Source organism: Spirochaeta isovalerica (genome assembly GCF_014207565.1).
GTDB lineage: Bacteria > Spirochaetota > Spirochaetia > DSM-2461 > DSM-2461 > Spirochaeta_F > Spirochaeta_F isovalerica.
The window spans coordinates 21,164-45,363 of sequence record NZ_JACHGJ010000001.1; the positions used below are offsets into that span (position 1 = coordinate 21,164).

At 45.8% G+C, this 24,200-nt stretch carries 17 protein-coding genes; 5 read left to right on the plus strand and 12 right to left on the minus strand.

Annotated elements, in window-relative coordinates; all coding sequences use genetic code 11:
• Position 1: 1 nt before the first annotated feature.
• Positions 2–727: a 5'-methylthioadenosine/S-adenosylhomocysteine nucleosidase gene (gene mtnN / locus HNR50_RS00110; protein WP_184742176.1), complete on the minus strand. Its 726-nt coding sequence runs from the start codon at positions 725–727 to the stop codon at positions 2–4.
• A gap of 105 nt (positions 728–832) precedes the next feature.
• On the opposite strand from mtnN, the gene ahcY reads away from it, so the two are divergent.
• On the plus strand, positions 833–2,248 hold the full coding sequence (gene ahcY / locus HNR50_RS00115) for an adenosylhomocysteinase (protein ID WP_184742178.1): 1,416 nt from the start codon (positions 833–835) through the stop codon (positions 2,246–2,248).
• Here the strand turns inward: ahcY and HNR50_RS00120 are convergent.
• Genes HNR50_RS00120 through HNR50_RS00130 form a run of 3 tightly spaced genes read right to left on the minus strand, consistent with a single transcriptional unit; the run spans position 2,242 to position 5,637 of the window.
• Complete coding sequence (locus HNR50_RS00120; RefSeq protein WP_184742180.1) at positions 2,242–3,189, minus strand: VanZ family protein; 948 nt, start codon at positions 3,187–3,189, stop codon at positions 2,242–2,244. The genes ahcY and HNR50_RS00120 overlap by 7 nt on opposite strands.
• Positions 3,190–3,220: 31 nt before the next feature.
• The gene (gene pth / locus HNR50_RS00125; RefSeq protein ID WP_184742182.1) at positions 3,221–3,787 is read right to left on the minus strand and encodes an aminoacyl-tRNA hydrolase; all 567 of its coding nucleotides are present in this window, start codon (positions 3,785–3,787) and stop codon (positions 3,221–3,223) included.
• Positions 3,784–5,637 carry an N-6 DNA methylase gene (locus tag HNR50_RS00130; protein WP_184742184.1) on the minus strand — a complete coding sequence of 618 codons (1,854 nt, stop codon included), beginning with the start codon at positions 5,635–5,637 and terminating at the stop codon, positions 3,784–3,786. The genes pth and HNR50_RS00130 overlap by 4 nt, the downstream gene beginning before the upstream one ends.
• Before the next feature lie 88 nt (positions 5,638–5,725).
• Here HNR50_RS00130 and HNR50_RS00135 point away from each other — a divergent pair, with 88 nt between their 5' ends.
• Both HNR50_RS00135 and HNR50_RS00140 read left to right on the plus strand, forming a co-directional pair.
• Complete coding sequence (locus HNR50_RS00135; RefSeq protein WP_184742186.1) at positions 5,726–6,994, plus strand: SelB domain-containing protein; 1,269 nt, start codon at positions 5,726–5,728, stop codon at positions 6,992–6,994.
• The gene (locus HNR50_RS00140; RefSeq protein ID WP_184742188.1) at positions 6,975–7,649 is read left to right on the plus strand and encodes a hypothetical protein; all 675 of its coding nucleotides are present in this window, start codon (positions 6,975–6,977) and stop codon (positions 7,647–7,649) included. Before HNR50_RS00135 ends, HNR50_RS00140 begins: the two co-directional genes overlap by 20 nt.
• Here HNR50_RS00140 and HNR50_RS00145 read toward each other — a convergent pair.
• From HNR50_RS00145 to HNR50_RS00155, 3 genes are read right to left on the minus strand one after another with little or no spacing between them, the layout of a single operon-like run.
• Positions 7,631–8,551: a transcriptional regulator gene (locus tag HNR50_RS00145; RefSeq protein WP_184742190.1), complete on the minus strand. Its 921-nt coding sequence runs from the start codon at positions 8,549–8,551 to the stop codon at positions 7,631–7,633. The two genes, HNR50_RS00140 and HNR50_RS00145, sit on opposite strands and share 19 nt — an antisense overlap.
• Positions 8,552–9,217 (minus strand): metallophosphoesterase, encoded by a 666-nt coding sequence (locus HNR50_RS00150; RefSeq protein WP_184742192.1) that lies wholly within the window; start codon positions 9,215–9,217, stop codon positions 8,552–8,554.
• Complete coding sequence (locus HNR50_RS00155) at positions 9,217–10,587, minus strand: tetratricopeptide repeat protein (RefSeq protein WP_184742194.1); 1,371 nt, start codon at positions 10,585–10,587, stop codon at positions 9,217–9,219. The genes HNR50_RS00150 and HNR50_RS00155 overlap by 1 nt, the downstream gene beginning before the upstream one ends.
• A 148-nt stretch (positions 10,588–10,735) precedes the next feature.
• On the opposite strand from HNR50_RS00155, the gene HNR50_RS00160 reads away from it, so the two are divergent.
• Together HNR50_RS00160 and HNR50_RS00165 are read left to right on the plus strand one after the other, a co-directional pair.
• On the plus strand, positions 10,736–11,521 hold the full coding sequence (locus HNR50_RS00160; RefSeq protein ID WP_184742196.1) for a tetratricopeptide repeat protein: 786 nt from the start codon (positions 10,736–10,738) through the stop codon (positions 11,519–11,521).
• Positions 11,522–11,536: 15 nt separating this feature from the next.
• Positions 11,537–13,564, plus strand: coding sequence for a tetratricopeptide repeat protein (locus HNR50_RS00165; RefSeq protein WP_184742198.1), 2,028 nt, complete (start codon positions 11,537–11,539; stop codon positions 13,562–13,564).
• Positions 13,565–13,568: 4 nt separating this feature from the next.
• Here the strand turns inward: HNR50_RS00165 and HNR50_RS00170 are convergent, their stop codons facing one another.
• The 5 genes from HNR50_RS00170 to HNR50_RS00190 all read right to left on the minus strand — a co-directional run bounded on the left by HNR50_RS00170 (position 13,569) and on the right by HNR50_RS00190 (position 24,154).
• Positions 13,569–13,835 carry a DUF1456 family protein gene (locus tag HNR50_RS00170; RefSeq protein ID WP_184742200.1) on the minus strand — a complete coding sequence of 89 codons (267 nt, stop codon included), beginning with the start codon at positions 13,833–13,835 and terminating at the stop codon, positions 13,569–13,571.
• A gap of 8 nt (positions 13,836–13,843) precedes the next feature.
• Positions 13,844–15,685, minus strand: coding sequence for a DNA mismatch repair endonuclease MutL (mutL, locus tag HNR50_RS00175; RefSeq protein WP_184742202.1), 1,842 nt, complete (start codon positions 15,683–15,685; stop codon positions 13,844–13,846).
• 15 nt (positions 15,686–15,700) lie between these two features.
• Positions 15,701–17,944 (minus strand): FecR family protein, encoded by a 2,244-nt coding sequence (locus HNR50_RS00180; protein ID WP_184742204.1) that lies wholly within the window; start codon positions 17,942–17,944, stop codon positions 15,701–15,703.
• Between the two features lie 14 nt (positions 17,945–17,958).
• Positions 17,959–19,398: a hypothetical protein gene (locus HNR50_RS00185; RefSeq protein WP_184742206.1), complete on the minus strand. Its 1,440-nt coding sequence runs from the start codon at positions 19,396–19,398 to the stop codon at positions 17,959–17,961.
• Positions 19,399–19,465: 67 nt separating this feature from the next.
• The gene (locus HNR50_RS00190; RefSeq protein WP_184742208.1) at positions 19,466–24,154 is read right to left on the minus strand and encodes a hypothetical protein; all 4,689 of its coding nucleotides are present in this window, start codon (positions 24,152–24,154) and stop codon (positions 19,466–19,468) included.
• Positions 24,155–24,200: the final 46 nt, after the last annotated feature.

The following is a 24,200-nucleotide window of genomic DNA, read 5'->3' on the forward strand; positions in this document are numbered from 1 at the left end:
GTTAATCTCCAAAATTTTTGATTTCGTACTGATTTATAAGTGTAATGATTTCTCTGACCATTGTAGCTGAATTGACAGCGGCCACTTTCAGAAATTCTTCGAATTCGATCTGATTGTCCTTATCTCCCGTAATATCGGAAATGGCTCTTATGATAACAAAAGGTATAGCGAAATTATGGCAGCACTGGGCAATGGCGGCTGCTTCCATTTCGGCAGCCATGATTGTCGGTAGCTTTTCCCTGACGGCATGAATATGATCGTCCTTATGCATGAACGAATCACCTGTTGCGATCAGCCCTTTCATTGTGCCGACGTTGTCGAGTTTTTCAACGACTTTCTCGGCAATTTCCACAAGTATATTATTGGGGATATAAGCGGCAGGCATACGGGGAACCTGACCGTATTCATATCCGAAGACCGTAGCGTCCACGTCATGGTGTCTGACTTCCGTGGAGATGACGACATCTCCGATTGAGAGGTCGGCCGAAAAACCACCGGCTGAGCCGGTATTGATGATGCAGTCGGGGCTGTATCTTTCTATCATCAGCGTTGTGCCCATCGCGGCATTGACTTTTCCGATTCCCGACAGAAGGAGGATGATCTCTTCCTTATTCAATATACCTTTGTAAAATGTGAAACCGGCTCTCTCTTCGGTGGTGTAGTCGTTCATGCGGTTTTTCAGGTCTTCTATTTCTTCGGACATTGCGCCGATTATTCCTATTTTCATGGCCTAATGTTAATCATTGACCGGTAAATATTCAATAGAGAAGGATTTATTTGCTCAAAAAGTCAAGCGGCATAATAATGAATATTAGAGGTAAAGGAGTGCGCTATGAACCTGTTTGACAATACGCCGTTTCTGGTTGCCGATCCGGATCTCGCCGACTGGGGGCGAAAAGAGATTGTAATCGCTGAAAAAGAAATGCCCGGACTTATGGCCATAAGAAGGAAGTACGGTGACAGCAAACCTCTTAAAGGGGCCCGGATAACGGGCTCCCTCCACATGACGATTCAAACCGCTGTGCTGATAGAAACCCTGGTTGAACTGGGGGCCGATGTCCGGTGGGCTTCCTGTAATATTTTTTCCACTCAGGACCATGCTGCCGCGGCAGTAGCTGCAAGGGGAATTCCTGTTTTTGCCTGGAAAGGGGAGTCTCTGACCGAGTACTGGGAATGCACCTTCCGGGCCCTTAAGCACAGGGAATCGGGTCCCCATCTGATTGTCGATGATGGAGGAGATGCTTCCCTTCTAGTTCATAAAGGACTGGAAATGGAAAAGGGCGATAAGTGGGTCGATACTTCTTCTGATTCCGAGGAGGAAGATATTATAAAAAAACTTCTGAAAAAGGTCCGGATGGAGGACGATCATTTCTGGCGCCGTGTAACGGAGAGTCTTCAGGGCATTTCCGAAGAGACGACGACCGGAGTCAACCGGCTTTACAGGATGGCCCGGGAAAAAACTCTTCTTGTTCCCGCTATCAATGTAAATGATTCAGTGACCAAATCGAAGTTCGACAACAAATACGGATGCCGCGAATCCCTTGCGGACGGAATAAAAAGAGCCACCGATGTCATGATTGCCGGAAAAACAGTTGTTATCTGCGGTTTCGGAGATGTGGGAAAGGGCTGCGCCGAGTCTATGAGAGGCCTCGGTGCAAAGGTCATCATTAATGAGATCGACCCCATATGCGCTTTACAGGCCGCTATGGCCGGATACGTTGTAAAGCCGATCGAGGATTCTTTGAAAGAAGGGGACATTTTTGTTACGGCAACCGGCAACCGGGATATAATCCGCCTGGAACATATGATGAAAATGAAAGATCACGCCATCTGCTGCAATATCGGCCATTTTGATAATGAGATACAGATTAGCCGGTTGAAAGCCATGGAAGGAGTAGAGCGAACGGAAGTCAAACCGCAGGTTGACCTGTATACATTTCCCGATGGCCATTCCATCTTCATTCTGGCTGAAGGACGTCTTGTCAACCTCGGATGTGCCACCGGCCATCCTTCCTTCGTTATGTCCTGTTCTTTTTCAAATCAGGTTCTGGCGCAGATGGATCTCTGGGAAAGGGGAAAAGAGCGGGATGTGTCCGTATACACTCTTCCCAGAAAACTCGATGAGGAAGTGGCGGCGCTCCATCTCGAACATCTGGGCGTTAAGCTGTCGAAGCTCAATGAGGAGCAGGCCGAATACATCGGAGTGACTGTGGATGGCCCCTTCAAGCCCGGGCATTACCGCTATTGAGATTTTTTACCGGAAAAGGTGTAATACAGGGCAGCACCCAGAAAGCCTCCCGCGCTATTGAGAATAAGATCCAGAAGGGAGGAATCCCGTCCGGGAATCCAGACCTGGCTGATCTCGATTGAGAGACTGAAGAAAAGAGTTAGTATTCCGGAGATGAACAGCGCTTTTCTCCGGGATAGCCAGCCATTGCGGTAAAGGTTCAGGGATAAAAGAATTCCCAGAGGAATAAAGCCGAAAAAATTCATGAAAACATCAAGAGACATTACAGCTGATCCCAGGGTAGAAAAAGAGGGAAAACCGAGAACTTCGGGATCAAGATCTTTTATTTGACCGGGAACAGAGAAAACCTGAAAGCCGGCAGAATCGATCGTAGCAAAATCGAAGTCTGCAGTTTCATTGTTCCCTGAGTAAATGGCTAATGATGAAAGCTCTCCAGACCAGGGCGTGGTGCCGTTCATACCGTTTCCGAGAATAATTGTATTTTTTTCGGCCGGAAGGGGAAGAGATAGGCGAAGTTCTCTGTGTGCCGCTATCTGAGAGCTGTTTACCACAAGACTCGTCCCCTTATTGTCTGAATGAATCCCGATCTGTTTCAGATCCTCTTCCTTTCCGAGGTCTCCGTATATTTTGGGGGTTCTATTCCGGTTGCTGTAGTCCTGATCGGACAGAACCATCAGTGAGGTTCCCCATTGGCCGATGGTTATCCCCTCATTGGTTTCCCGGTTGTAAATTTGCAGAATAATTCCGAAACGCAGACGTTCGGGATACACAGGTGTCATCCGGAGAAATAGAGAGAAGTTGTCCTCTTCACGGTGAATGGATCGGAATATATCGTTTGAGAAGACCATGCTGTTTCCTGTAAATACAAGACCTTTGCCGGGAATTATCTTTGCCTGATTCGTTGCAGAGCGTGCCGCGGGATAAAACCCGAAAAGTACCATAATTCCCCAAAGGGTCAGGAGCGGCAATAATCTAATTAATAACTTTGATTTTGCTTTGAACAACTTTGTTTATCTCTTTCCCGGGATAGGATAGAAGCATGTCTGCGGATTTTTCCAGTATTAATGACAAATGGATTTCCTCTTCGCCGGAGAACCGGCCGGTTACCCATGATGAAATGGAACCGTGAACCGGTCTGCCGATTCCGATGCGGAAACGGTGAAAATCTCTGGTTCCCAGATGGGATGAAATGGATTTCAGGCCGTTGTGGCCGGCGAGACCGCCCCCTGTCCTGAAGCCGATTTCTCCGAATGGCAGCTCCAGGTCATCATGGACAACAAGAATTTCTTCCGGTTTTATTTTGAAAAAGGAAGCTGCGGCTCCAACCGATTCGCCGCTTTTGTTCATATAGGTTTCCGGTTTCAGGTAAATGACCTTTCTGTCTTCCGAACCGCATGAGAGCCAGCTGCCTTTGAATTTGTTCTGCCAGTGGCCATTCTTCAGTTCATCCATATAATCACTGCAAAGCCAGGCGGCATTATGCCTTGTGTTTTTGTATTGCAATCCGGGATTTCCCAGAAAAACCATCATTCGGATCATAGGTCGAACTCCCTTATATACGTGCTGTCACTATGATTTATTTTAAAAAGATTGAAAACCCTGTTTTCGATTTCGAGAATGACTGAACCTGTTTCATCTGACTGCTTTTCCGCTTTTAATGCCAATTCCTTCAGAATCCGACGTTCGGATTTTTCCATATGGGGAACAGGTAGATATTCCAGATGGCTTCTCAGAATTTTTATGCTGTTAAACTTTTTTTTAAGAATATAGCGGTAGAGAGCGGAGTTGAATAGCAATGTGATTATTTCAGGATCGAGACCGGTTTCCGGATAAAATGAATTGGCCGAGTTTAACGTTACATAACCTGATCTGTCCAGGGCGAATACAGGTTTCCCCGTTATGAACCGGTAGACTATCTTCGGGTTTTTTCTGTACTGGCTCAGCGGAGCACATTGCTGTAGGATTTTCCTGTCGAAATAGAGGTATTTTTCCGGAGCTTTTATAGAGAACGCTTGAATGTCCTTACCGCATATGATGGGATAATATCCTTCAGAAGGAGTAGAAGAAATAAACCTCTTGTTATTTCCCGATACGACTCCCAGCGTCCAAAGAGCTTTTCCTTCAAGATTCGTATGGGGGTAACTGAATATCCTCTCGAAAATCTCTATGTCCCTGCCGGTCATATTCAGGTCATAGATGCAGTCGGGGTTGCGGGAAAAACGGGTGCTGTCGACTCTGTAAAAGTGATTGTCTCTCTGGACAAGTGTTCCGGGACGGTCGGATTTTTTTTTGACTTCAAGCAGTATGACAGGAGTCTGGACCTTGCTGAAAATCTTTCCCAGAAACACAGAACGGCATATAGCATAGTGTTCAATCAGATCTTTTCTGATATCTCTGTGCGCTTTTACATTTAAAAACGCTTCAGGGAGGAGGAAAGAGAGAGCGCCGTTTTTTCTGAGATGGGGAAGAGCTGCTTTTAAAAAAAAGGAAAAAGATTCCCCGGAACGAATTTCCGGAAAACGTTCTTTGAGTTTTTTGATTTCCTTCTTTCTGAAGTGATGTCCCCATGGAGGATTGGAAGCGATAAGATCAAACTTCTGCGGAAATGGTTTATCCGATAAGGTGTTTCTTACTGCTATAGCCGGTTCAAAATCCATATCCGGAAACTGCAGCATTAAATTCAACCTGGCGATGTGTATGGCCGTACGGTCCGTATCCCAACCAGTTATATTGATCGGAGAGCCGCTTTGTCGTGCCGCGGAAATAAGAAAAATGCCCGATCCGCAGCAGGGATCGAGGAAGGTTTTCCATTGTCCCCGGTAATAAGAGAGAATTTCTCCGGCCAGTGCGGGCGGTGTGTAATAGGAGCCCCGTTCGGATTTTCTGCCTTCTCTCTGAAGAGTCTGATAAATCAGGCCGGCTATATCGGGATGGTCCGGCAGAGAGAGGGTTGAAAGACTCTTCTGAAGGTCTTTTGTATCGGGCGATCCCAATTCTATAAACCAGAGCTCCATTTCTTTTTTTATGCGATTTATATTTCTACTTTTGAGCTTGTGAATCCTGTTCAGAAAATAACAGTATACGACTTTCGCCGGATCTATTGCTTTCCGGTCATCCAAAGCCGAGATGGCTGGTAAAAACGATTTTTCTACAACGGAGAGAGCGTATTCTTCGGGGAAAAACGTTCCCCCGGCGGATTTCTTATTTGCCCTCTTTTTGAGTCTTGGCGATTTTCCTCCGGCTATGTCATTCCTGACAGATCTGACAGAACGGCGTGGAATAAGCGCATCCGGGCCGGCTGGCAACAGACCCTGCCTGGTCCAGTTCCGGATCGTAGCCGGTGAGACATTTAAATAGTCAGCTGCTTCTCTATAAGTAAGATCACTCATTGGCTTTATAAGTCAGATAATATACAATTGATACAAAACAATATTAGCATGACAGATTCTCTCTGTACAGGAATCTGCAGGGGGCCATTTGGCGGAACAGAGGATTAACAGAATAAATATCTCCTGTCTGGAGATTCTGGATAATAAAGACCAGGGGGAAGGGGGGAAATTCATCTCCATTCTCTGCCGGATTATTGGAGAAGATCCTTTCGAGCATACAGGAGCCGCGGTTCTGCTACCTTCCGGTAATAAACTGACAATCCGAAAAGTGGAAAAGAAAGAAAAAGACGAGTGCATCGTCGTCCTCAAAGGAATCGTCCGCGGCGAATTAAAGCGGAGACAGGTTATTGTTCCCCGCTCCTTCGCCGTAACGGCAGGACGGGAAGCTTTTTTTCTTCTCCCGTCGTCCAGAGACAGATTTGAAAAAGGCAATTTTTTTGTAAGCGGCGGTCTTTATCCGGAGTACAATGACAAAAACTCCAAGCCTTCGGCAGCTGTCACTTTTCATGGGAGAGTCGCATCTTTCCGTTTCTTCTACAACTTCCCCCTTGTCCCCGGAGCCAGGTATTACATTTCCGCTGAAGACAACCGGGATCTCAGAACTCCTGTAACGCTGGTATATCCGGGAAAGCTGAATCAGAAAGAGAGTTCACGTTTTGCCGACAGGCTTCTTAAATACGGAGGACGGCCTTCTTTGAAGGCTATTTATTCCATAATCCTGAGAACGGATTCCATGGTTCAGATCCCCGATTTTTTTAAAGGTGAAAGCTTTGACGGCAGCATAACTTCCGGCAACTGGGTCATCATGTCCCGTGAGTATGAAAGAATCAGAAGCGCCGCCCTGAAACGCTCGGCGGCTTTCGGGGGAGTTCCGGAAAAAGAGCTGGCCGATCTGATCAGAGGAATAAAGCCGGCAGTCATTCAGATAATTGACGAAATGATTGATGAAGGGGTTTTGCTGAAACGGGATGGTTATATCATTAATGGCTCACGTGACGCCGGTCATTCTCTCTCTCCCATGGCTGCTAAACTTTTAGATGATCTTATGGAAGAGGAGGGGGGTGTCAGCCTTTCTCTGATAAGCAATCCGCTGGTTGCCAATACCTATAAAGCTTTATACCGTCTCGATCTGGTAAAAAAACTCGGTGAAGATATTATCCTCCATAAAGACCGTTTTGAGACAATGAAAAAGTCGCTCATGGAAAAGATCCTACCCGACGCTGAGCTCGATCTGGCTGAACTGAAAGAACTGCTTCCTGTCAGCCGCCGGCTCCTGATACCCTTTCTGGAAGAATTGGATCAGGATGGATATTTTCAATGGAAGGGAGAGAAAAGGGTTGTTCTTAAAACCGAATAGAGCGATTTTTTTTCTGCTGCCGTTTTTTATCTTCTCCTGTTCCGGGAAAGCCCCGGAAGTTTCGCAAATCTGGTGGCAGCTCAATATTGAAGAAGATCACGGAAAAGGTGAGATGACCGAATCGCTTTCTCTATTCGTCCATGGCGAAGATGAAGATGGTGAGGAAGATCTGGAGAGCTTGTATCTGATAAATGATGAACATCAGCTCTTCTGGGAAATCCGTTCTGACGAGTGGAATGAATACAGTGAACAGAGTATCAAATGGATAGGTTCCAATGGGATTCTGGCGCCCGGGGAAGGTCATTTCCCCGATGGAGAATATCGCGTTCTTCTCATTGATCGAGCGGGAGAAAGGGATGAGAAAGAATTCTTTCTGAAAAACCGCATACCCGATCTGCAGGAGATCCAGAGCCCGGAAGTTTCATACGACTTGTCCGGCATCACAGTCAGGACGGAAAATCCCCTGTTCCAGATCTGGTTTTACAATGATCAGAACGAGCTTGTCGAAAAAAGCCGGTCCTACAGTCCCGGTCAATATGACTGGAACCAGCTCTCCCGGAATATTGTCCGCCGTTCCGTTTCTTTCGTCCTTTATACCGAACCCGAATCAGGTTCCTGGGGATGGATATCCCGTTCCTATTCTTTTTCCGAGTGAATACCCAGGACCTTCTTTAAAAACTCCCGCAATTGCTGAAAAAAGCCCTTTCCATAAATTTTACTATACTCTTTTACAGCTTCATCCATAGGGTATTCCTGGCCATACTTCCATTTCAGGCCGTCCCAGTGTTTGATCGTCCAGATGTAAATGTCGCTTTCGGTTCGTCCCGGGAACCGGCTCAGCATATTTTCATTGCGGATAATGTTAACTATGGGACTGTAAACGTTATCAAACCAGCTCTGAGCTGCTTCTTTCAGACTGATCTCTTTTTTAATTCCCTGGTTGATGTAATATTTGTGTCCATGGATGTGGCGAAGCATTTCTTCATAGCGTCCCAGGGACGTGAAACGGATCTGCTCCATATCGAGCATTTTATCAAGGCCCGTCTCTTTGAGCATCTGGTCTCTTTCGTATTTGAGCACAGCTTCCCTCAAGTCGCTTTTGGTCATATGGGGTTCGATTTTTATCTCTGAAGTCAATTCTACAACTTCCGCATCTATAGACTGAATCCCCTGCATTTTCGCGACAGAAACGCGATGGTTCCCATCTCTGACAAAATAGGCATCGCCGATTTTAAAGAGCGATATGGGCGGCAGTATCACATCGCCCAGGTGGGCTCTGTCAATACTTTCCCATCGCTGTCTCAAATGCTCTTTTTTAGGCAGAAAGGCTTTGCTGAAATCCTTATACCGTCCTTCAGAACCGATAATCTGCTTTATTTTTACAACCTGCATTCCCTTATAGATCTGACTTTTGGGTTTCGCCATTTCCTTTACGTCATAATAGGAGAGCAGTTCCTTTTTCTCGGGATTGATTATATTAAAAATACTATCGAAGCGGGCTTTGTTTCTTGCTCTGTTAAAGTCATCGCTCGCCTGCGATTTAATAAACTCATTCATTTATAACTCCGGTTCCAATACATAATAATCGAACACATTGATTATTTTTGTATTTTTGTATTGAATTTCTCTGGGGATATTTCTTTCGTACAAGTGTATATGACCATGAAGCATATATTTCGGTTTGAATCTGTCCAGAAACCAGACGAAGGATTTGAATCCCCTGTGGCAGGGATCCTCCCGGTCATTCAAACCTCTGGGAGGAGAATGGGTCAGAAAGATATCCATATATCTGCCGTGGATTAACTTATTCCATAAAAGCCTGGGAATCAATCTGAATAGTTTTAAATACATCTGGGAATCGGTGTACTGATTGACTCCGTGGTTGTAATCTATCGAGCCGCCCATGCCTACGATGATCAACCCGGTCTTTTTATCCCTGATGACTCTTCCCGTGGCCAGAATCGATCCGAAAGAATGCTGGTTGACAGATTCGGGATCAAAGGAAAAAGCCTGGCTTTTTCTGGCTAAACGGTCATAGTGCTTTAAATTATGATTTCCGAAAACAAAATAAAGCCTTTTATTCAGGCTGCTTACGATATATCCGTAATAATCCATGGGCAGATCGCCGGCGCCAAGGACGAGATCAACATCTTTAAATCGTTCTTTAATCCCTGTCGAGTATACTAAAGGGGATCTCTGGTCGGCAACGCAAAGTATTTTCATCAGCTGTTCTTCATGGCCAGCCTGAGATATTTCTGAAGGGATTCTTTATTGACCAGAATGATAGGTCTCGATTCAGCGAACTCAATAGAGGATCTCGAAAATGAAGAACTGGAAATAAACTGACCTCGGGTTATACCGAGCTGTTTCATGTCCTCATGAAAACCGCGGACCTTTTCCATATCGATGTTTTCCGGAATCCTGGAAAAATACAAAAGCTGGGGCATTTTCTTGAGGTTTCGCCAATCCTGTTTCTTAGCCTGCTCAACAGCAATGATCTTTATTCCGCCGTTGATTTTTGATATGTCCTGAACGGAAAGGTTCATGATTTTAGCAATGGAGAGACATATATCGTTGAACTCTGCGGCGCTGGCTGTCAGATAGTCTTTCAGATAATCATCGGTCCTCAGATCCTGGTACTGGGTCAGCTTTTCTGCCACATCTTTAAAATCCGGTTTAGTTTTGTAGATCTTTTCCCATTGCTCAATGGCTCCGTCCACATCTCTTTTTTTCTCATAACACATGGAAAGAAAATATCGGGCATAGAGAATATCGTTGGACGTTTCGTCTTTGGCCATGCTTATGGCTCTTTCAAATTCGCTAGCCGCCTGGCTGTAGTTCTTCATCGCCAGGTAGCAATGCCCGCTTGAAACTATGGATTTGGTTCGGAACTCAGGATCTTTTTGCGCTCTTTCAAAACTTTTCAAGGCTCCCTGATAATCTTTCATTTCCTGAAAAATCTTTCCCAGATAATAAGAGGCCTGATAATTGGACGAATCGTATCTGATCGCCGTTTCGAGAGAGACTTTAGCGTCATTTAACCGTTTTGAACGGAAGAGTATATAGCCGAGCCTGAAATGGGCATTTGAATCATGGGGATTCAGTTCCAGGGCTTTTTTGTAGTATTTGTGGGCCTGTCCGCCTTTGTTTCGCATTTCGAAATGGTAACCGGCTCTATAGTAGTGATCGCCTTCATAGGGTTCGAGCTTTGTCAGCAGAAGATATTCTGTCAGCGCTTCTTCGGAATTACCGAATTTCTCGAAGAGCTCGGCAATGGTTTTCCGAAAACTCACTTCCGAACAGATCCCTCCGAAATTACCCAGATCGTTGATCTTTTTCAGCTCCATCAGAGCCAGCTCGGATTTATTCTGGGAGATATACGACAGAGCCAGAATATAATGGAGTTCGACGTTTCTGTTATCTTTCGCAAGCAGTTGCTTGGCCATTCGCGTGACTTGAGGATATTTTCCCTGTTTAAGCATATTTTCAAGTGCTGTCAGTTTTTTCGGCGCAAAAAAAGCCTTTATCATAAAAGTGATAAACACAGCCAGTATAGCGCCGAAAATAATAATAAGAATAATTGTGATACTCATCTATCTACCATCAGATTATGTTCTATTAGATATAATATTAAATATAGAGCATTTTTGGTAGATATTTCAGATTTATTTTTCCGGGTTGATCAAATCATCGCATTTGCCGATGTGAAAAACAGATGAAATGGGTAATATTGTAATTAGTATGAAAAAACAAATCGCTTTTCTTATCCTTCTCGTTGCCGTTTCTTCGGGGTTCGCCGGAACATTTGAAGAGGGCAAAGAGTTCTTTATGAACGATCAGCCCGCAGAAGCGGCAGTCTATTTCGAAAAAGCGCTTTCCGAAGAGCCATCCAATGAGAATGTGTATATGTATCTTGGAATGTCATATATCCAGAATGGCCTGGCGGAAAAGGCTGTAAGCATATTCACGAAGGGAGCGGAGTTGAAAGGCCCTCAGGAAGGGCGCTTTTATCTCAATGCCGGCAACGCATACTATTCCATCAATAGAATGGAAGATGCTTTGTATATGTACGACAAAGTCATCGAGGAAAATCTTCCGGAAAAAAGCCGGGCCATGCTGAACCGCGCTAATATTTATATGAAGCAGGAAGATTATTCCGGAGCGGTGGGTCTCTATAAAGAATATCTCGATGCCGATCCCCGATCGGAACAGAAGGAAAAAATTCTTCAGCTGATCGCTCTGATTGAAACAAAAATGGCCCAGGAAGCGGCTGAAGCGGAAAGGCTGGCCGCCGAAGCTGAACGGCTCAGGCTGGAAGAAGAAAAACGCCAGGCTGATGCCGCAGCTGAAGCGGAACGGCTGAGACTGGCAGAAGAGCAGAGGAAAGCCGAAGAAGCGGCCCGGCAGCAGGCGCTCATGAACGAAATCCTCAATTCTCTGAGCAATATCGGAGAAGAAACTCAGAATATTGCGGCAGAAAGCGAGACCATCATCCAGGAGGATGAAGAATCGGATATCGACGATTAAAAACAGGAATAGGGCATGAATAAAAAAACTATCATTATCATAGGTGCGGCGATCCTTGCCATTGCATTGGGGATCGGAAGTTTCTTCATCTTCAGAGGCGAGGGAAACGTTAAGCCGGACAGAAGAGCGAACACGATTACGCTGGCAGAAGAGTATTACAATCACGGAGAGTTTCAGCAGGCCATGGACCTTCTCAACGGGCTGCTGATTGAAGACAGCACCGATCAGGAAGCCAGGACTTTACTCAATGAGATAATTGAAGCAAAAAAGAATTATGAAGAAGAGAAAGCCCGCGAAGAGCAGGAAGCGCTCGCGGCTCAGCAGGAAGGTTTGAAAGAAAGTCTCGATACATTGGGAGACTCGCTCCAGAATCAGGGAGGAAGCAGCAACACCAGTACGGAAGCCATGAATGCTCTTCTGGCCAGAGAAGAGGAAAGGGCTAAGGAAGAGAAACTCCAGAAAGAAGTGGATGCGCTTCTCAATGCGGCGCGAAATGCTCTTGATGACAAAGATTTCGATTCAGCTGAATCGCTGGTCAAGCAAGCTCTTAACCTCAAGCCCGATTCAGGAACCGCCAGGGCTCTTCAGGTTGAAATAGACCGGAAGAGAAAAGAAGCTGAATCTGAAGCCGAACGGTTAGCCAGGGAAGAAAAGGAAAAGAAAATCAACAGTCTTTTAAGTGATGCCAGAAGGGCTCTTGACCGCAAAGACTGGTCCGGTGCGCGGAATATGGCCGAACAGGTTCTGGAGATGGATCCGGGAAACGGCGAGGCATATGCGATTATCGGAGATTCATATTACAATGAAAATCCCGATAGCGCGGCTAACAGGAACAGGGCCCAGAGCGAATATGAAAAAGCCATTGCTGATAATCCCGACGACTGGCAGTCCCGGTTCAAGCTCGGGCAGATCTATGCGGCAGAAGGCGATCTCAATCGTGCGATCGAAGAGATGCAGAAAGCCGCAGACCTCAACGGTCAGAATGGTTCTCTGTATTATGAGCTCGGAAAAAACCAGTACAGAGCGGGACTGTTCCGCAATGCTCTGGCATCGTTTAAAAGCTGCGAATTACTCGATCCCAAAGTTGAGGGAAACTATTTTGCTCTCGGGCTGACGGAAAAGAAACTCTCCATGAATTCCAATGCTCTCAATGCCTTTATCGAGAGTTCCAGATTAAGGCCGACCCATGCCCCTTCATTCTGGGAAGCGGGAAAACTGTATTTTAGTTCCGGTAAGACTTCCGATGCCTTGAAAACACTGAAAATGGCGGTAGAACTGGAACCGAATGACGCCCGTTATCGTAAAAGTCTTGCTCTGGCCCAGTTTTCCGCCTCTGATTTTGACGGGGCTGAAATCAATTATGAAAAGGCGGCAGAGCTCGAACCGGATAATGGAGAAAACTACCACAACCTTGCGCTGGTTCAGATGATGAAAGCCGATTATTCGACAGCGATTGTCAGCGCTTCGAAAGCTATTAAACTGGATTCTTCCAACGCGCGGTATTATTTTACCATGGGTGAGATAAACGAAGCACTCGCAATGAAAGACTCGGCCGTTCAGATGTATAAGCAGTCAATAAATCTCGATAGCGGCTATATTAAGCCCTATATCAATCTGGCTTTGATACTGGATGAATCGGGAAATTACAACGAAGCATTGAATTACATGAAAGAAGCGGAAAAAATCGATTCCGAGTCCTTTGTCGTCTGGAATAATCTGGGCTCGATTTATCTTCATATCGAAGATTATGATAACTGCATCAAGTACTACCGCAAAGCAGCCGCGGTCAAGCCCGGCGATACGGATGTTCTCTTTAATCTCTCAATCGCCTATATTGAAACGAAAAAGAACACTGAAGCGATAGCGCACCTCAAAAGCATTATCGCGATTGACCGGACTTATTGGGATGCCTATTACAGACTGGCTCATGTCCAGTTTTCATCGGGTGATAAAGAAGGGGCCTCGGCAACAGTTAAAAGTCTTTTGTCAGCCAATCCCGATTATGAAAAAGCCGATGAACTGAAAGCGCTCATCGGCCAGTAGAAATCTATTCTTTCGGCATAAGGACACGGCCGGTTTTGTGCCCCGTGTCCTTTTCTCCTCTCCGGAAGGTAATAAGCCCGTCGAGAAAATACTCCAGATTTTTATCAGTGCATTCTCTGTATGAAGGATTCTCCTCTTTCGTAAGATAAGCAGCCACTTCGTTGAGCGATGCATTTCCTCCGCCCAGTTCAAAAATGTGCTTCATTTGTTCATCTTTCAGATTCATGGCATACCGAAGCTTTTTCAGTACATCATTATTGCTCAATCCCATTTTATCTCCTATATCACTCTGCCGACCAGTTCGAACAATTCATCTTTTGATAATTCAAACCATATGGGTCTGCCATGAGGACAGCGGGCACTTTCAAGCCTGAAAGCTCCCTTAATCAACTCCAATGCCGATAAAGCATCAACCGGATCTCCGTCTTTCACCGCCGCTCGACAGGACATGGTGGCGTAGAGCTCTTTTTCCAGTTCCCCAATAGAACCCTGTTGTGTTTTCAGGAATTCCACAAGATCACCTTCCATATCAAGGGCTGATTTCGGTATGGAGGTCATCTGCCACAATCCCTGTTGCAGGCGATTGACAGATATTCCCAGATCTCTGTATTTATCTTTGTTTTTTTCCAGATTGATCTCTTCGGCTTCATCTGTCTCGAATTCAACAGGTATCAGGAGTTCCTGAACCGCAGAAGCTTTTTTCTTGAAGACTTCGAACAGGATTCTTTCGTGCGCAGCGTGCTGATCCACTATAAATAATCTGTTGTCATATTCCGCCAGAAGAAACAGATCCATAATCTGTCCCATATAGCGCAATCCCTCAAAATCATCGGACTGTTCAGGAACTTTATCAACAAGGGGAGTTATGCGGTTCATCGTTTCCCTTACAGATTGAACTGGTTCATAGCTGTCACTGTAATGGGTTGCCGGCATTCCCTGAAAAGATGTATTCGCTTTTCCGTAGAAGTTACTGCCCGAAGCCGCAGCACCGCGCCACTCATTCCAGGATGTTTTCTTTGCGGCCGGAGGTGCAAAAGAAGGATGCTCCATTTCCCGGGATGGAAAGGTGTGCTGCTGAGCTTCTTTCTCTTCTGTACGGAAACGGAAGGTGTATTCAGCAAGGAAGTCTTTTATCATCTGTACTATCTTGTGATGGATTGCCGGCTGATTTCTGAATCGCGCCTCCCGTTTGGCCGGATGTATGTTGAAATCTACAAGGTGCGGTTCCACTTCGATAAAAACAAAGCATACGGGGAAGACCCCTCCGGGAAGAGCATCGTCAAAACCGTATTGGACGGCCTGGATAAAAGCATATTCATCTATTCTGCGATTATTGGCGAAGATCTGAATATACCTGCGGTCTTTCCGGTTCTGCTCCGGTCTTCCCGCGATTATCGAGATTTTAAAACCCTCATCTTCGCTTTCCAGTTCGTGAAGCAGCGAAGGATTGAAAGTGCCTTTCCATGCGGCCAGTATCCGCTCTTTCCGGGTCGAAGCGGGAAGAAAAAGTTTCAGGTTATTATCCGTATAGAGCTTGAAGCTTATTTCCGGAAAGGGAAGGGCTTTTTCCAGAAAGGTTTTCTGGCACATGGTTGTTTCGGCCGAGGAACGCTTGAGGAATTTTTTTCTTGCGGGAATGGAGTAAAACAACTCCGAAGCATCGATTATGGTTCCCCGGCTTCCCCGCCAATCCTCCAGAGCGATTTCCCGGCCGCCGTGAACAATAAGCCTGTGGGCCGTATCGTCTTCTTCCCGGCGGCTTACCACTTCCATTCTTGTACATGTCGAGATGCTGGATAAAGCTTCGCCTCTGAATCCCAGACTGTTTATGGAAAGAAGGTCGTCTTCGGTTTCGATTTTACTGGTGGCGTGGGGGAGGTAGCACAATCGGAGATCCTCTTCGGACATTCCGCATCCGTTGTCTACAACGCGGATCCGGCTGATTCCGCCATTCTCCAGATAAAGGGAAATTTCCGTACTTCCCGCATCGATCGAATTGTCCAGAAGTTCCCGGACAACAGAATTAGGCCGGTCGATTACCTCGCCGGCCGCTATTTTTCTCGCGACAGAATCCCGAAGCATTTTAACGCTTCGGGATTGTCTCGTATCTCTACCATTCATAGTAGAGATTTTACTTTAAAAATGGATTCTTGTCTCTATGTTGATTACAGGCGCAACCTGAGGTTTGGTCGTTCCCGGTTCAAATAGAGTGTCCCCTGTATCGGGATCAACAAGAATTGTCGTTGAAGCTCCGAGCACAAGATCCACTACGGGAGCGAGAGGATAGACAAGCTCTCCGTATACAACTGTGTTCGCATCAAACAGGGTCAGATCTCCTTCCCCCTTGAAAGTGTTGATAAGCTGAGATCTCTGATAGGTTATGCTTCCGTGAATGGGGAAAGCGGGGATGAGCTTTTCAGTGACGGCAAAGGTAATATTGATTACGTCCTCTCCGGCAAAGGAAACTCCTCCGGCGCTATCGATTTCCCAGGGCCAGTAGTAACCTGCGGAAAGCGAGAGTTTGTCTTTCAGAGAAAATCCGGCTTCTCCGTATATACCCATAACGATTTCCTGAGCATCGGGAGAGCCGCTTTCAATTTGATCGAGGTAGGTGATAATCTCTGTGAGGTAAGTCAGTTTGTTTCTGTCATAAAGACTGTTGAACAATGTGGGCTTGTAAATTCCCGAACTCATTCTGTACTCGAGAGACCAATTGAAGCTGAAGACGTTTCCTCTCAACCCGGCTATGATGCCATAGTTCTTGAGTTTTCCGTCCTGCAGCCACAACCCGGGAGCGACTCCGGGCTCTATGTAAATACTGCTGTACAGGCTTGTCTGCTCCCTGAAAACAGGCATCATGGAAGAAAAATCACCGAACATCATCATCCGGAAATTATCTTTGTTGATTTTAAACAACTCCATATCCACTCCGAAAGCCAGGAGCCAGGGGTCACCATAAACAGCCGGATCCTCTTCCGTACCCCTCGCCGGGAATAGATCGACGATACCCGTTACCCCTATCTGGAAAGGATCATAAGCTTTAATAGGATTGACATACAGCCGGCCTCCGACAATGGAAGGATCGGCGAGATTGTCTCCCACAAATTCCATTCCGAAAATGCCTAGATCGAACCCGGTATTGAGGCCGACTTTTCTGATAGCCGGGAATTCCGTATCATTGGCATAACCATTCATAATGGCGCCGTGTCCTATCGACATATTATTCAGGTTTCCGACTTTGAGATAAAAGGGATCCCATCCCTGATCGCCGTACTCCACGTATTTGAGTTTCAGCATGGTGTCTTTCAGGATGTCGAGAAGGATTGCCGGCACGTCGCCGTTCTGGTCCGTACCGAAAGACCATTCGTTGTTCCCCTGGGGCTTATACCACTGGGAAGGTTCAAACATATTGTCAGTGTAGATGATGGGGAGATACAGACCGAGTTTGAATTTTCCCAATTCGATTCTAGGCTGGAAAATAACCTTCGAATAGGTATTTCCATTGATAGTCGTCGTACCGATCTCCATTCCGATAATATCTCTTAGGATTTGAGACAGTTTGGAATCGGATGCCGGTTTATCATCTTTCTTGTCGTTAGCTTCCTGAGCATCGGCCATCTCCTGTTCATCGAGAACCGGAGCCTCCGGAGCCGGCGCATCTTTTTCTGCTACTTCTTCTTCCTCAGCGGGCTGTTCCTCTTCTTCCGCTACAGGTTCCTCATCGGCTACGGGTGTGTGGCCGGGAACATCTGAGGGCGAGAGTTTTTTGAAACCCATGTTTCTGAACATCTGGTTCACCTGCTGAGGTGGAAGGTTTGTCGCCTGGAATACATTTGCCAGCGTATTGACTGACTGATTCGCCGATGCCATAACAGGAGTTCCGCTGAAGGGGATGACTTCCACAAGCCCTTCCCGGACGACAACATTCGCCGCTCCGGGTCCGACTTCGTTAATGAAATCTGTTCCGCGTACGCCCATAACCGCAGTCGGAGTGCGGACATTGTAGTAATTGGAACCAGAAGTTCTGGCGGCAATGGTTCTCATTTTTCCGGCAAGAAGGGAGAATTCATTGGAAGGACTTCCCTTGTAGCCTTGCAGATTTGTAATGGAAAAATCAGTATCTTCAGCCAGCTTGACGATGGTTCCGTTGGGGTAAAGGCGGATCTCCGCGAGCCCGCCGCCTGTGCTGATGGAAAATCCCGGAGGAAGATTTTCCCCGAAATCGAAATAATCGAGAGCTGTTCCCGTATCATCGGTGATAATCATATCCCCGTAAGGATCTTCAAAATATTCAAGAACGGCTGTCGGCTCTTCCTGAGCTATCAGGGAAACAGGCAGCCAGATCAGAATCATTAGTAATGGCAGTATTAGTTTTTTCATCTGAGCCTCCTATATCAGAACTGGATTCCTGTTTCCAGTTTGGTTGTCACATCCCATGACTCGGCTTGAGCGGGATCGTATTTCACATCGACCTGTAGTGATATAACGGCAGGTTCCATCCGGAAATTCAGACGGCCTCCGATCAGGGCGTTTTCAGCGCTTACGAGGGCCGCGAACTCATCAATTCCCTGTTTATCATACCAGAAACTCATATCAAAGTAGGGAATGATGCCTTCGGCAATTGTGAATAGAGCCATCAGGTGCGGATATTGCAGCGGGGCTTCCAAAGCCGGTTTGGTCGGGGCGGCAAATGGTCCGCTGATCTGAGTCACGAAAGAAATGCCTCCGTCCATGAAATTGAATCCCAGAGAGGCGTTGTAGTCTATACCGGCGGGAGCGAGATCGGGATCAAGACCATTGTTATTATAGACGTAATACTTCGTCAGGCGGTCCAGATCGTAATTCCTGTTGAAATAGGTGGGAACAAAATCCTCTCCCCGGAAAATAAGACCGGCATTCCAGCCGATGAATTTAAAGAGAGAACCGTTGAGTCCCGACGTTCCACCCAAAGCAGGTGTCTGCGTTCCCTGGAGAACAAAATCGCCGTACAAAGCCATGGTGAAGACTTTTATATCGACCAGGGGCTGCATAACATCGAAACCGTATACGAGAACGGTATTGGGGCTCTCGTTTACTGAAATCGATGTGTAGTCATATATTTCGTCAGGAGTGGTATCTACACCCGGAACAGTGGCTTCATCATAAAGGAAAAAATAGGGTTTTCTGTCTACAGCGATAGTCGCCCCGATTTCCAGGCCGCTGAATACGGGAGACTTGATTCCTCCGAGCGGTTTTACATAATATCTGGCTGCCATAAGATCAAAAACTGAAATATTTGAAGTAAACAGCTCTATTCCCATATAAGGCCAGTTGAATAAGGCTGTATCGAGTTCAAAGCGCAGACCAGTGTATTTTTTAGCCGGCTTAAACATTTCGTTCGTATAGCCGCCGACTATAAAACCATTTCCGACTGTTACATTTTCAAGAGAACCGATTTTTGCAAAAAGGTCATCTCCCGATTGTCCCCATCGGATATAATCGAATTTTGAAAGATACAGGTTAAGATATTCCGAAAACGATCCGTCTTCCAGAACCCAGTCGGGCTTGTAGACGCGGAACCCTGAATCTCCGTTTGAAGTGTCCATGGTAAAGCGGAAATCAATATCCAGACCGATCCCGAATTTTCCGATTGCCAGATCGGGATTGAGTTTGATGGAATTGTAGACCGTATTGTTACCGTTCTCATCAATTAAATTTACAGCACCTATGGCTAGTCCGAAACCGAAATCCAGCCCTCCGGTACCGCTTTCGCTCACCTCATCCTGTGAGAAAAGGGGTAATGATAGTATAAATATGAGCGACACTGAAATCAGCATGGCTTTTCTAATAGGCATAAATCTCCTCCTGTGTAGTACTAATATATAACGAAAGTACCAGAAAAACACTAGTACGGAGAAAAAACTAAAAGCTGATTTCCATTTCAATACCGGCTTCAAAGCCTGTTCTGAATAACTCATCATCAGTATAAAAACCTAGAGTAAGCCAGCCTCTCAGGGCTCCCAGTCCCGGAACATTAATCGTGGAAAGATGTTTCATAAAAATATTAAATGAAGTCACTTCTTCCTCATTCACCTGCCACGGGTGATTAAACTCAAGCTGAAGACTTTCTTCGTGGGACCAGAAATGCTCTTTATCAATAATATTATTGATGAAATCCAGAGCAAACTTTTCCTTCATTTCTCCGCTCCAGAGGAATTTAAAGTCCAGAGTATCGGAAAGAACCGTATCGACAAATTGTGTAGAAAACCTGTTTTCGAGAGTCAGAGCTCTGTTCTGTTTCCCGTAAAAAGCGAAATAATTCTGATACACCAATTCTTTCGGGGTGGGGAACTCTCCGTTACGTCCTTCCAAGACAAATTGAACTGAAGAAGTGATGTCCTCGCTGTCGTAAAAGTCGAAAGTCTCATACACGCCAAAGCGGCCGAACAGATTAATAGCCGACTGCTTAATCGTCAGATCATAAGTGTTTACATTGGAATAGCTGTCATCCGTTTTTGTAAAAGTGCGGGAGAAGGATAAATCTATTTTATCAGGTAAAAAAAGATCGGTTATGGTTGAACCGGAATTCCTTGAGAAGTTTATGGCAAATTCCGGTGTGTAACTGGCGGAATTGAAAGAGGCAGTTTTTTCTTCGAATGTATTGACCGGATTCTGAGCGAACAGCTCATAAAAAGGGATAAAACTGGTTAAAGGCATCCAGGTTGCAAGATCGTCAAAGAGATTGATAAAACCCTGTCTGTAAGAGCCTGAATCGACATTGTTGCTTTTTTCAGTGAAAATGCGACTGTATGAGGGGGTTAGTGACCAGGTTTTATCGTTCCTGCTCATAAATGTCAGAGGTATGGAAATAACCATATTTCCCCGGTTCGACTGGATTTTATCTCCCTTCTCATCCAGATCGAAAAATATCGAAGGGGTAAAGGAAAAACCAACCGGTTGTGTATCCAGGTTGATATGGAAAGATGAGCTGAAGTTTCTGTCAGAAACATTTTCATCAAAAGGGACAAGAAGTTTATAATCCAGAATCCAATTCGAGAAATAATTCCCACTATCTCTGAAGTCCCATAATTCTGTCTGTTCCAGCTGACCTTTCAGGTTGAGTGTTAGCCTATCAAAAAGTGCCCAGTCGGTCTCCGCGGACCAGCTTTGGACAAGGTTATCACCGTTACCATCGGCTTCAGTTGAAAATGCCACAAAACCCAGACCGGGAATTGCCAGTTTTAAACTGTTGCTTCTGAACATGGCGGTAGTCTCATCAGATCCCGAACGGCTGTAATTATCGGTGAATGTTCCGAAGGAAAAGCCTGAAGGGAAGAGAAGGCTGTGGCTGCCAGCCAGATCTGTCCCCGATTTGTCATAGCTGATTTTGGCATTGGCCTGGATTTCCATCAGAAGCATGGTTATGCCGATTGAAGTATAGTTCTCCAGGGAGTGGTACGAGTCGGAAACATCGGAAAGTACTTTCCCCCCATAATAGGTGAAATTATTGGAGATGAAAAAATCGGCAAAGAAGGGAAAACCGCCAGAGGACGCGAGCAGGAGGCCATCCTGTCTGTAGTCTGCCAGTATATCCACAGTGCCGTCGAGAGAAAAGGAGGGATCGCTGTAGTGCAGTTCATCGAGGTATAGAGTTCCGGTATTGGAAATCGAATTCTGTCCCTTTATGGAGAATCTGTTCAGCTCTCCCATATTTTCATCTATAACCGCAGCGGTGATCTGATTTCCCTCTTCATCTGTAACGTTTCCGGTTTCGAGGGAAAGGTTTAGTTTTTCCCAGTTTGTCGTAGAAGGGGAGTAGGTGAAGTGATATCCTCTGTTCCGGCTGTCTGTCAGGTCAATATTGTAAGTCGATCCCGATATCGTATCGCTGTGTGCATAAAAACTGAAAACGCCGTATGATTCAGGTGAGACTGATGTCGTGTGGGTTTCGGATGTCCAGTAATCGCCATCTCCGGATGTTAAATCCCAGTAGATTTTTACCGCTTTCTGTTCATCTCCCGATGAGTGGAAGAGGCTTACAGTTTCCGGATATTCTGTTGATAGGGATGCGGCTGTCGCGTCTCTGGCTTCTGTGATAGTCAATTCGACCGTGTTGGATGAATAATCGATTTCATTATCAGGATCGGCATTGGTATAAACTCCGCCTTTAAAGATTGAGCCTTCAAAATGGAGTCCTCCGGCCATCAGGCGACCGGAAGTGGGTGATGTCTTTTCTTCTATGATAATCCTTGCTGAACGACTTTTTGATAGTTTTTTAAGTTCAATCGGAGTGAACTCGTGTTCTATCTTGTACCAGTTGTTGTCTGTTTCCGCTAAATCGGAAGTGCTGATATCAATAGTGACAATTTGCGCTTCATCATAATCGTCTGTAAAACTATCCCCATCATAATCTTCAGCTTCTCCATTCTCTCCTAAAAGAAGTTTCACATCTATTTCGGAAGGATTATCAGTCCAGAGATACAGAGATACAGACTCATAATTCGAAAGATCAATTGGTCCATCTGAAGACAGAAGCAAGTCTCCCGCCGACCATTGCCCCGCACCCAGGCTGTAATCGAAAACCATGACATTGCCGTCAAAAGGGTCGGACGATAATTCAGATGCCGGTGAAGGGCCTTCTTTCTCTGTATCTTCTATAGCACCGTTCCAGGTATAAGTGTTGAGAAAATATTGTCCGAGGCCGTCAGTTGTAAGATAATCTGTGTAAGTTAAGTCAGTTCTGCCTGATGATAGAGGTGCAGTTCCATCCCAGATTTCGTCAGGAGCCGGTTTCACAAGATCCCTGCCGGCAGAAAAGCTGTAACCGCTTTCCTCCATGCCTGCAACGCGCAGGGTTCCCGTTGTATTGGACGTGTTAAATCCACCGGAGGCATTGATCGACAGATTGAAATTGTCTGTATTAAAATCCAGACCACCGGCGATTGTCAGTCCGCCCGGTGAGCTTTCCAGTTCTGACGCGGCGGTTTCTCCGGCTATATTCCATCGGAACATTTCGGCGAAATAAAGTTCCAGATTTTCTGCAGGAAAAAAACGGTTACCCTGAGCGACCAGAAGATCGCCGCCGGCCAGGTCTGTCGTTTCTGTCCGATAGATAATTTCAATCCGGTCATGAGGATAGATAAAACGGTTGAACGTTACTCTTCCCGAGCTGTAATCGACTGTCGCCGCACCGGTGAGAAATCCGTTAACGTATATCTGCTCCGAACCGGGAACAACCCCCGATCCCAGAGATATACCGTTCCCGTTTCTGACAGAAAGCATGATCACTTTGCCCGTTTTTGCCCGATCCAGGGGCTCAACAGTGTAAATCTGAGGATAGGATTCGGCAAAAGGGTAGCGGTTATAGGCTGACCGGGGATCGGTTGTTCCATTGATGTTGGCAATTAATGTGGATGAGTCGGGATCGGCGGTGAAACTGAAAGTATCCGAATCATCTGCTTCTGTCAGGCTGTTGTCAGCGAGAAAAGTTTCAGTTTTCCATTTTTCTGAAGGAAGCTGTGTTTTGATATCATATCGGTTATAGCTTTCGAAAGGACTGATTCGTCCGGGGGAGAATATGCGAAGTGTTTTTTTTGAGTTGATTGTTACAGAGCTTGAAGTCGTAAATGATACATCGGTTTCCGGGAAACTCCATTTATCATATGTCAATGCATTCCAGTTAAAGTTCGAGGTTGAGCCTTCCGGATAAGGCTCTCCATTAAATAGTGGTACTATGAATCCTGAACCCAGTAAATCATTACCAATCGGCAAATTTCCTTTCATATAAAAAACCAGAACATCGCTCTCAGCCGGTTCCGTTAAACTCACCGTCCCCTTCAGAAGCGAATAGGAATACTCGTCTGGTTCAGCCTTGCGGAAATTTCTGTATGGATTGCCGCTGCCGTCAACAGAGGTATAGATCCCGTTCTTATCAGCAATATAGAATTCAAGGGAACCGGCATCGATATTGTCATCGGGAAGGATAAAATACTGACCCCGTTTAAAATTTCCCAGTTCAATCAATTCTTCGGTGACTTCATATTCTCCGAGAAAAGTCTTTTTCTGCTCGCTCGTCGGGTCATATCGGATAAGCACATCATGGGATGATAAGGCTGTTTGGAATTCGGCGCTGACGCCGGGAGTGTTGTAATCCGGTGAGGGAACATTGATTCCTTCGTAATCATCTATGGTAATCTCCGAATTCCCGATTCGCACAGCCTGAAGGACTTCTCCTTCCTGCCCGCGATATCCGATCGCATATGTGTTCTTGTCAAATCCTTCGAGGAAAGTCGTTTCCAGATAATAGCGGTTTTTCAGCCATAGCGATATGGTAACATCGGGTTCCTGATAGAAATTGAAATCCGTGAGACCGGGGAAGGCCGCCGGAAAAACAATACCCGCAGGCCCTGATTCAAAAGAGACCCCTCCTTTGACGCCGATTTTCCAGTAACCGGTGATATAAAGGTCCACTTCGCTGTCGTTAATATCCATATCCCAAACTGCTGCCGGAGCTTCTTCCCGCTCAATTGTTGAAGAGTCCTGACCGAATATATAGTAACTGCTGGTGGAAATGAGGATTAGAACTGAAAAAAAATATGTAAATAATCTCACTTCGTATTATTATTTACTTTAAACAGGAATGGTGCAAATACAATTT

Excerpts from the sequence above, each read along its gene's own strand:
- mtnN (WP_184742176.1), bottom strand. The coding sequence starts at position 727 with ATGAAAATAGGAATAATCGGCGCAATGTCCGAAGAAATAGAAGACCTG.
- HNR50_RS00170 (WP_184742200.1), bottom strand. The coding sequence starts at position 13,835 with ATGGGATTGAGCAATAATGATGTACTGAAAAAGCTTCGGTATGCCATG.
- HNR50_RS00165 (WP_184742198.1), top strand. The coding sequence starts at position 11,537 with ATGAATAAAAAAACTATCATTATCATAGGTGCGGCGATCCTTGCCATT.
- HNR50_RS00120 (WP_184742180.1), bottom strand. The coding sequence starts at position 3,189 with ATGGTACTTTTCGGGTTTTATCCCGCGGCACGCTCTGCAACGAATCAG.
- ahcY (WP_184742178.1), top strand. The coding sequence starts at position 833 with ATGAACCTGTTTGACAATACGCCGTTTCTGGTTGCCGATCCGGATCTC.
- HNR50_RS00155 (WP_184742194.1), bottom strand. The coding sequence starts at position 10,587 with ATGAGTATCACAATTATTCTTATTATTATTTTCGGCGCTATACTGGCT.
- mutL (WP_184742202.1), bottom strand. The coding sequence starts at position 15,685 with ATGAATGGTAGAGATACGAGACAATCCCGAAGCGTTAAAATGCTTCGG.
- HNR50_RS00145 (WP_184742190.1), bottom strand. The coding sequence starts at position 8,551 with ATGAATGAGTTTATTAAATCGCAGGCGAGCGATGACTTTAACAGAGCA.
- HNR50_RS00180 (WP_184742204.1), bottom strand. The coding sequence starts at position 17,944 with ATGAAAAAACTAATACTGCCATTACTAATGATTCTGATCTGGCTGCCT.
- pth (WP_184742182.1), bottom strand. The coding sequence starts at position 3,787 with ATGATCCGAATGATGGTTTTTCTGGGAAATCCCGGATTGCAATACAAA.
- HNR50_RS00130 (WP_184742184.1), bottom strand. The coding sequence starts at position 5,637 with ATGAGTGATCTTACTTATAGAGAAGCAGCTGACTATTTAAATGTCTCA.
- HNR50_RS00150 (WP_184742192.1), bottom strand. The coding sequence starts at position 9,217 with ATGAAAATACTTTGCGTTGCCGACCAGAGATCCCCTTTAGTATACTCG.
- HNR50_RS00160 (WP_184742196.1), top strand. The coding sequence starts at position 10,736 with ATGAAAAAACAAATCGCTTTTCTTATCCTTCTCGTTGCCGTTTCTTCG.
- HNR50_RS00185 (WP_184742206.1), bottom strand. The coding sequence starts at position 19,398 with ATGCCTATTAGAAAAGCCATGCTGATTTCAGTGTCGCTCATATTTATA.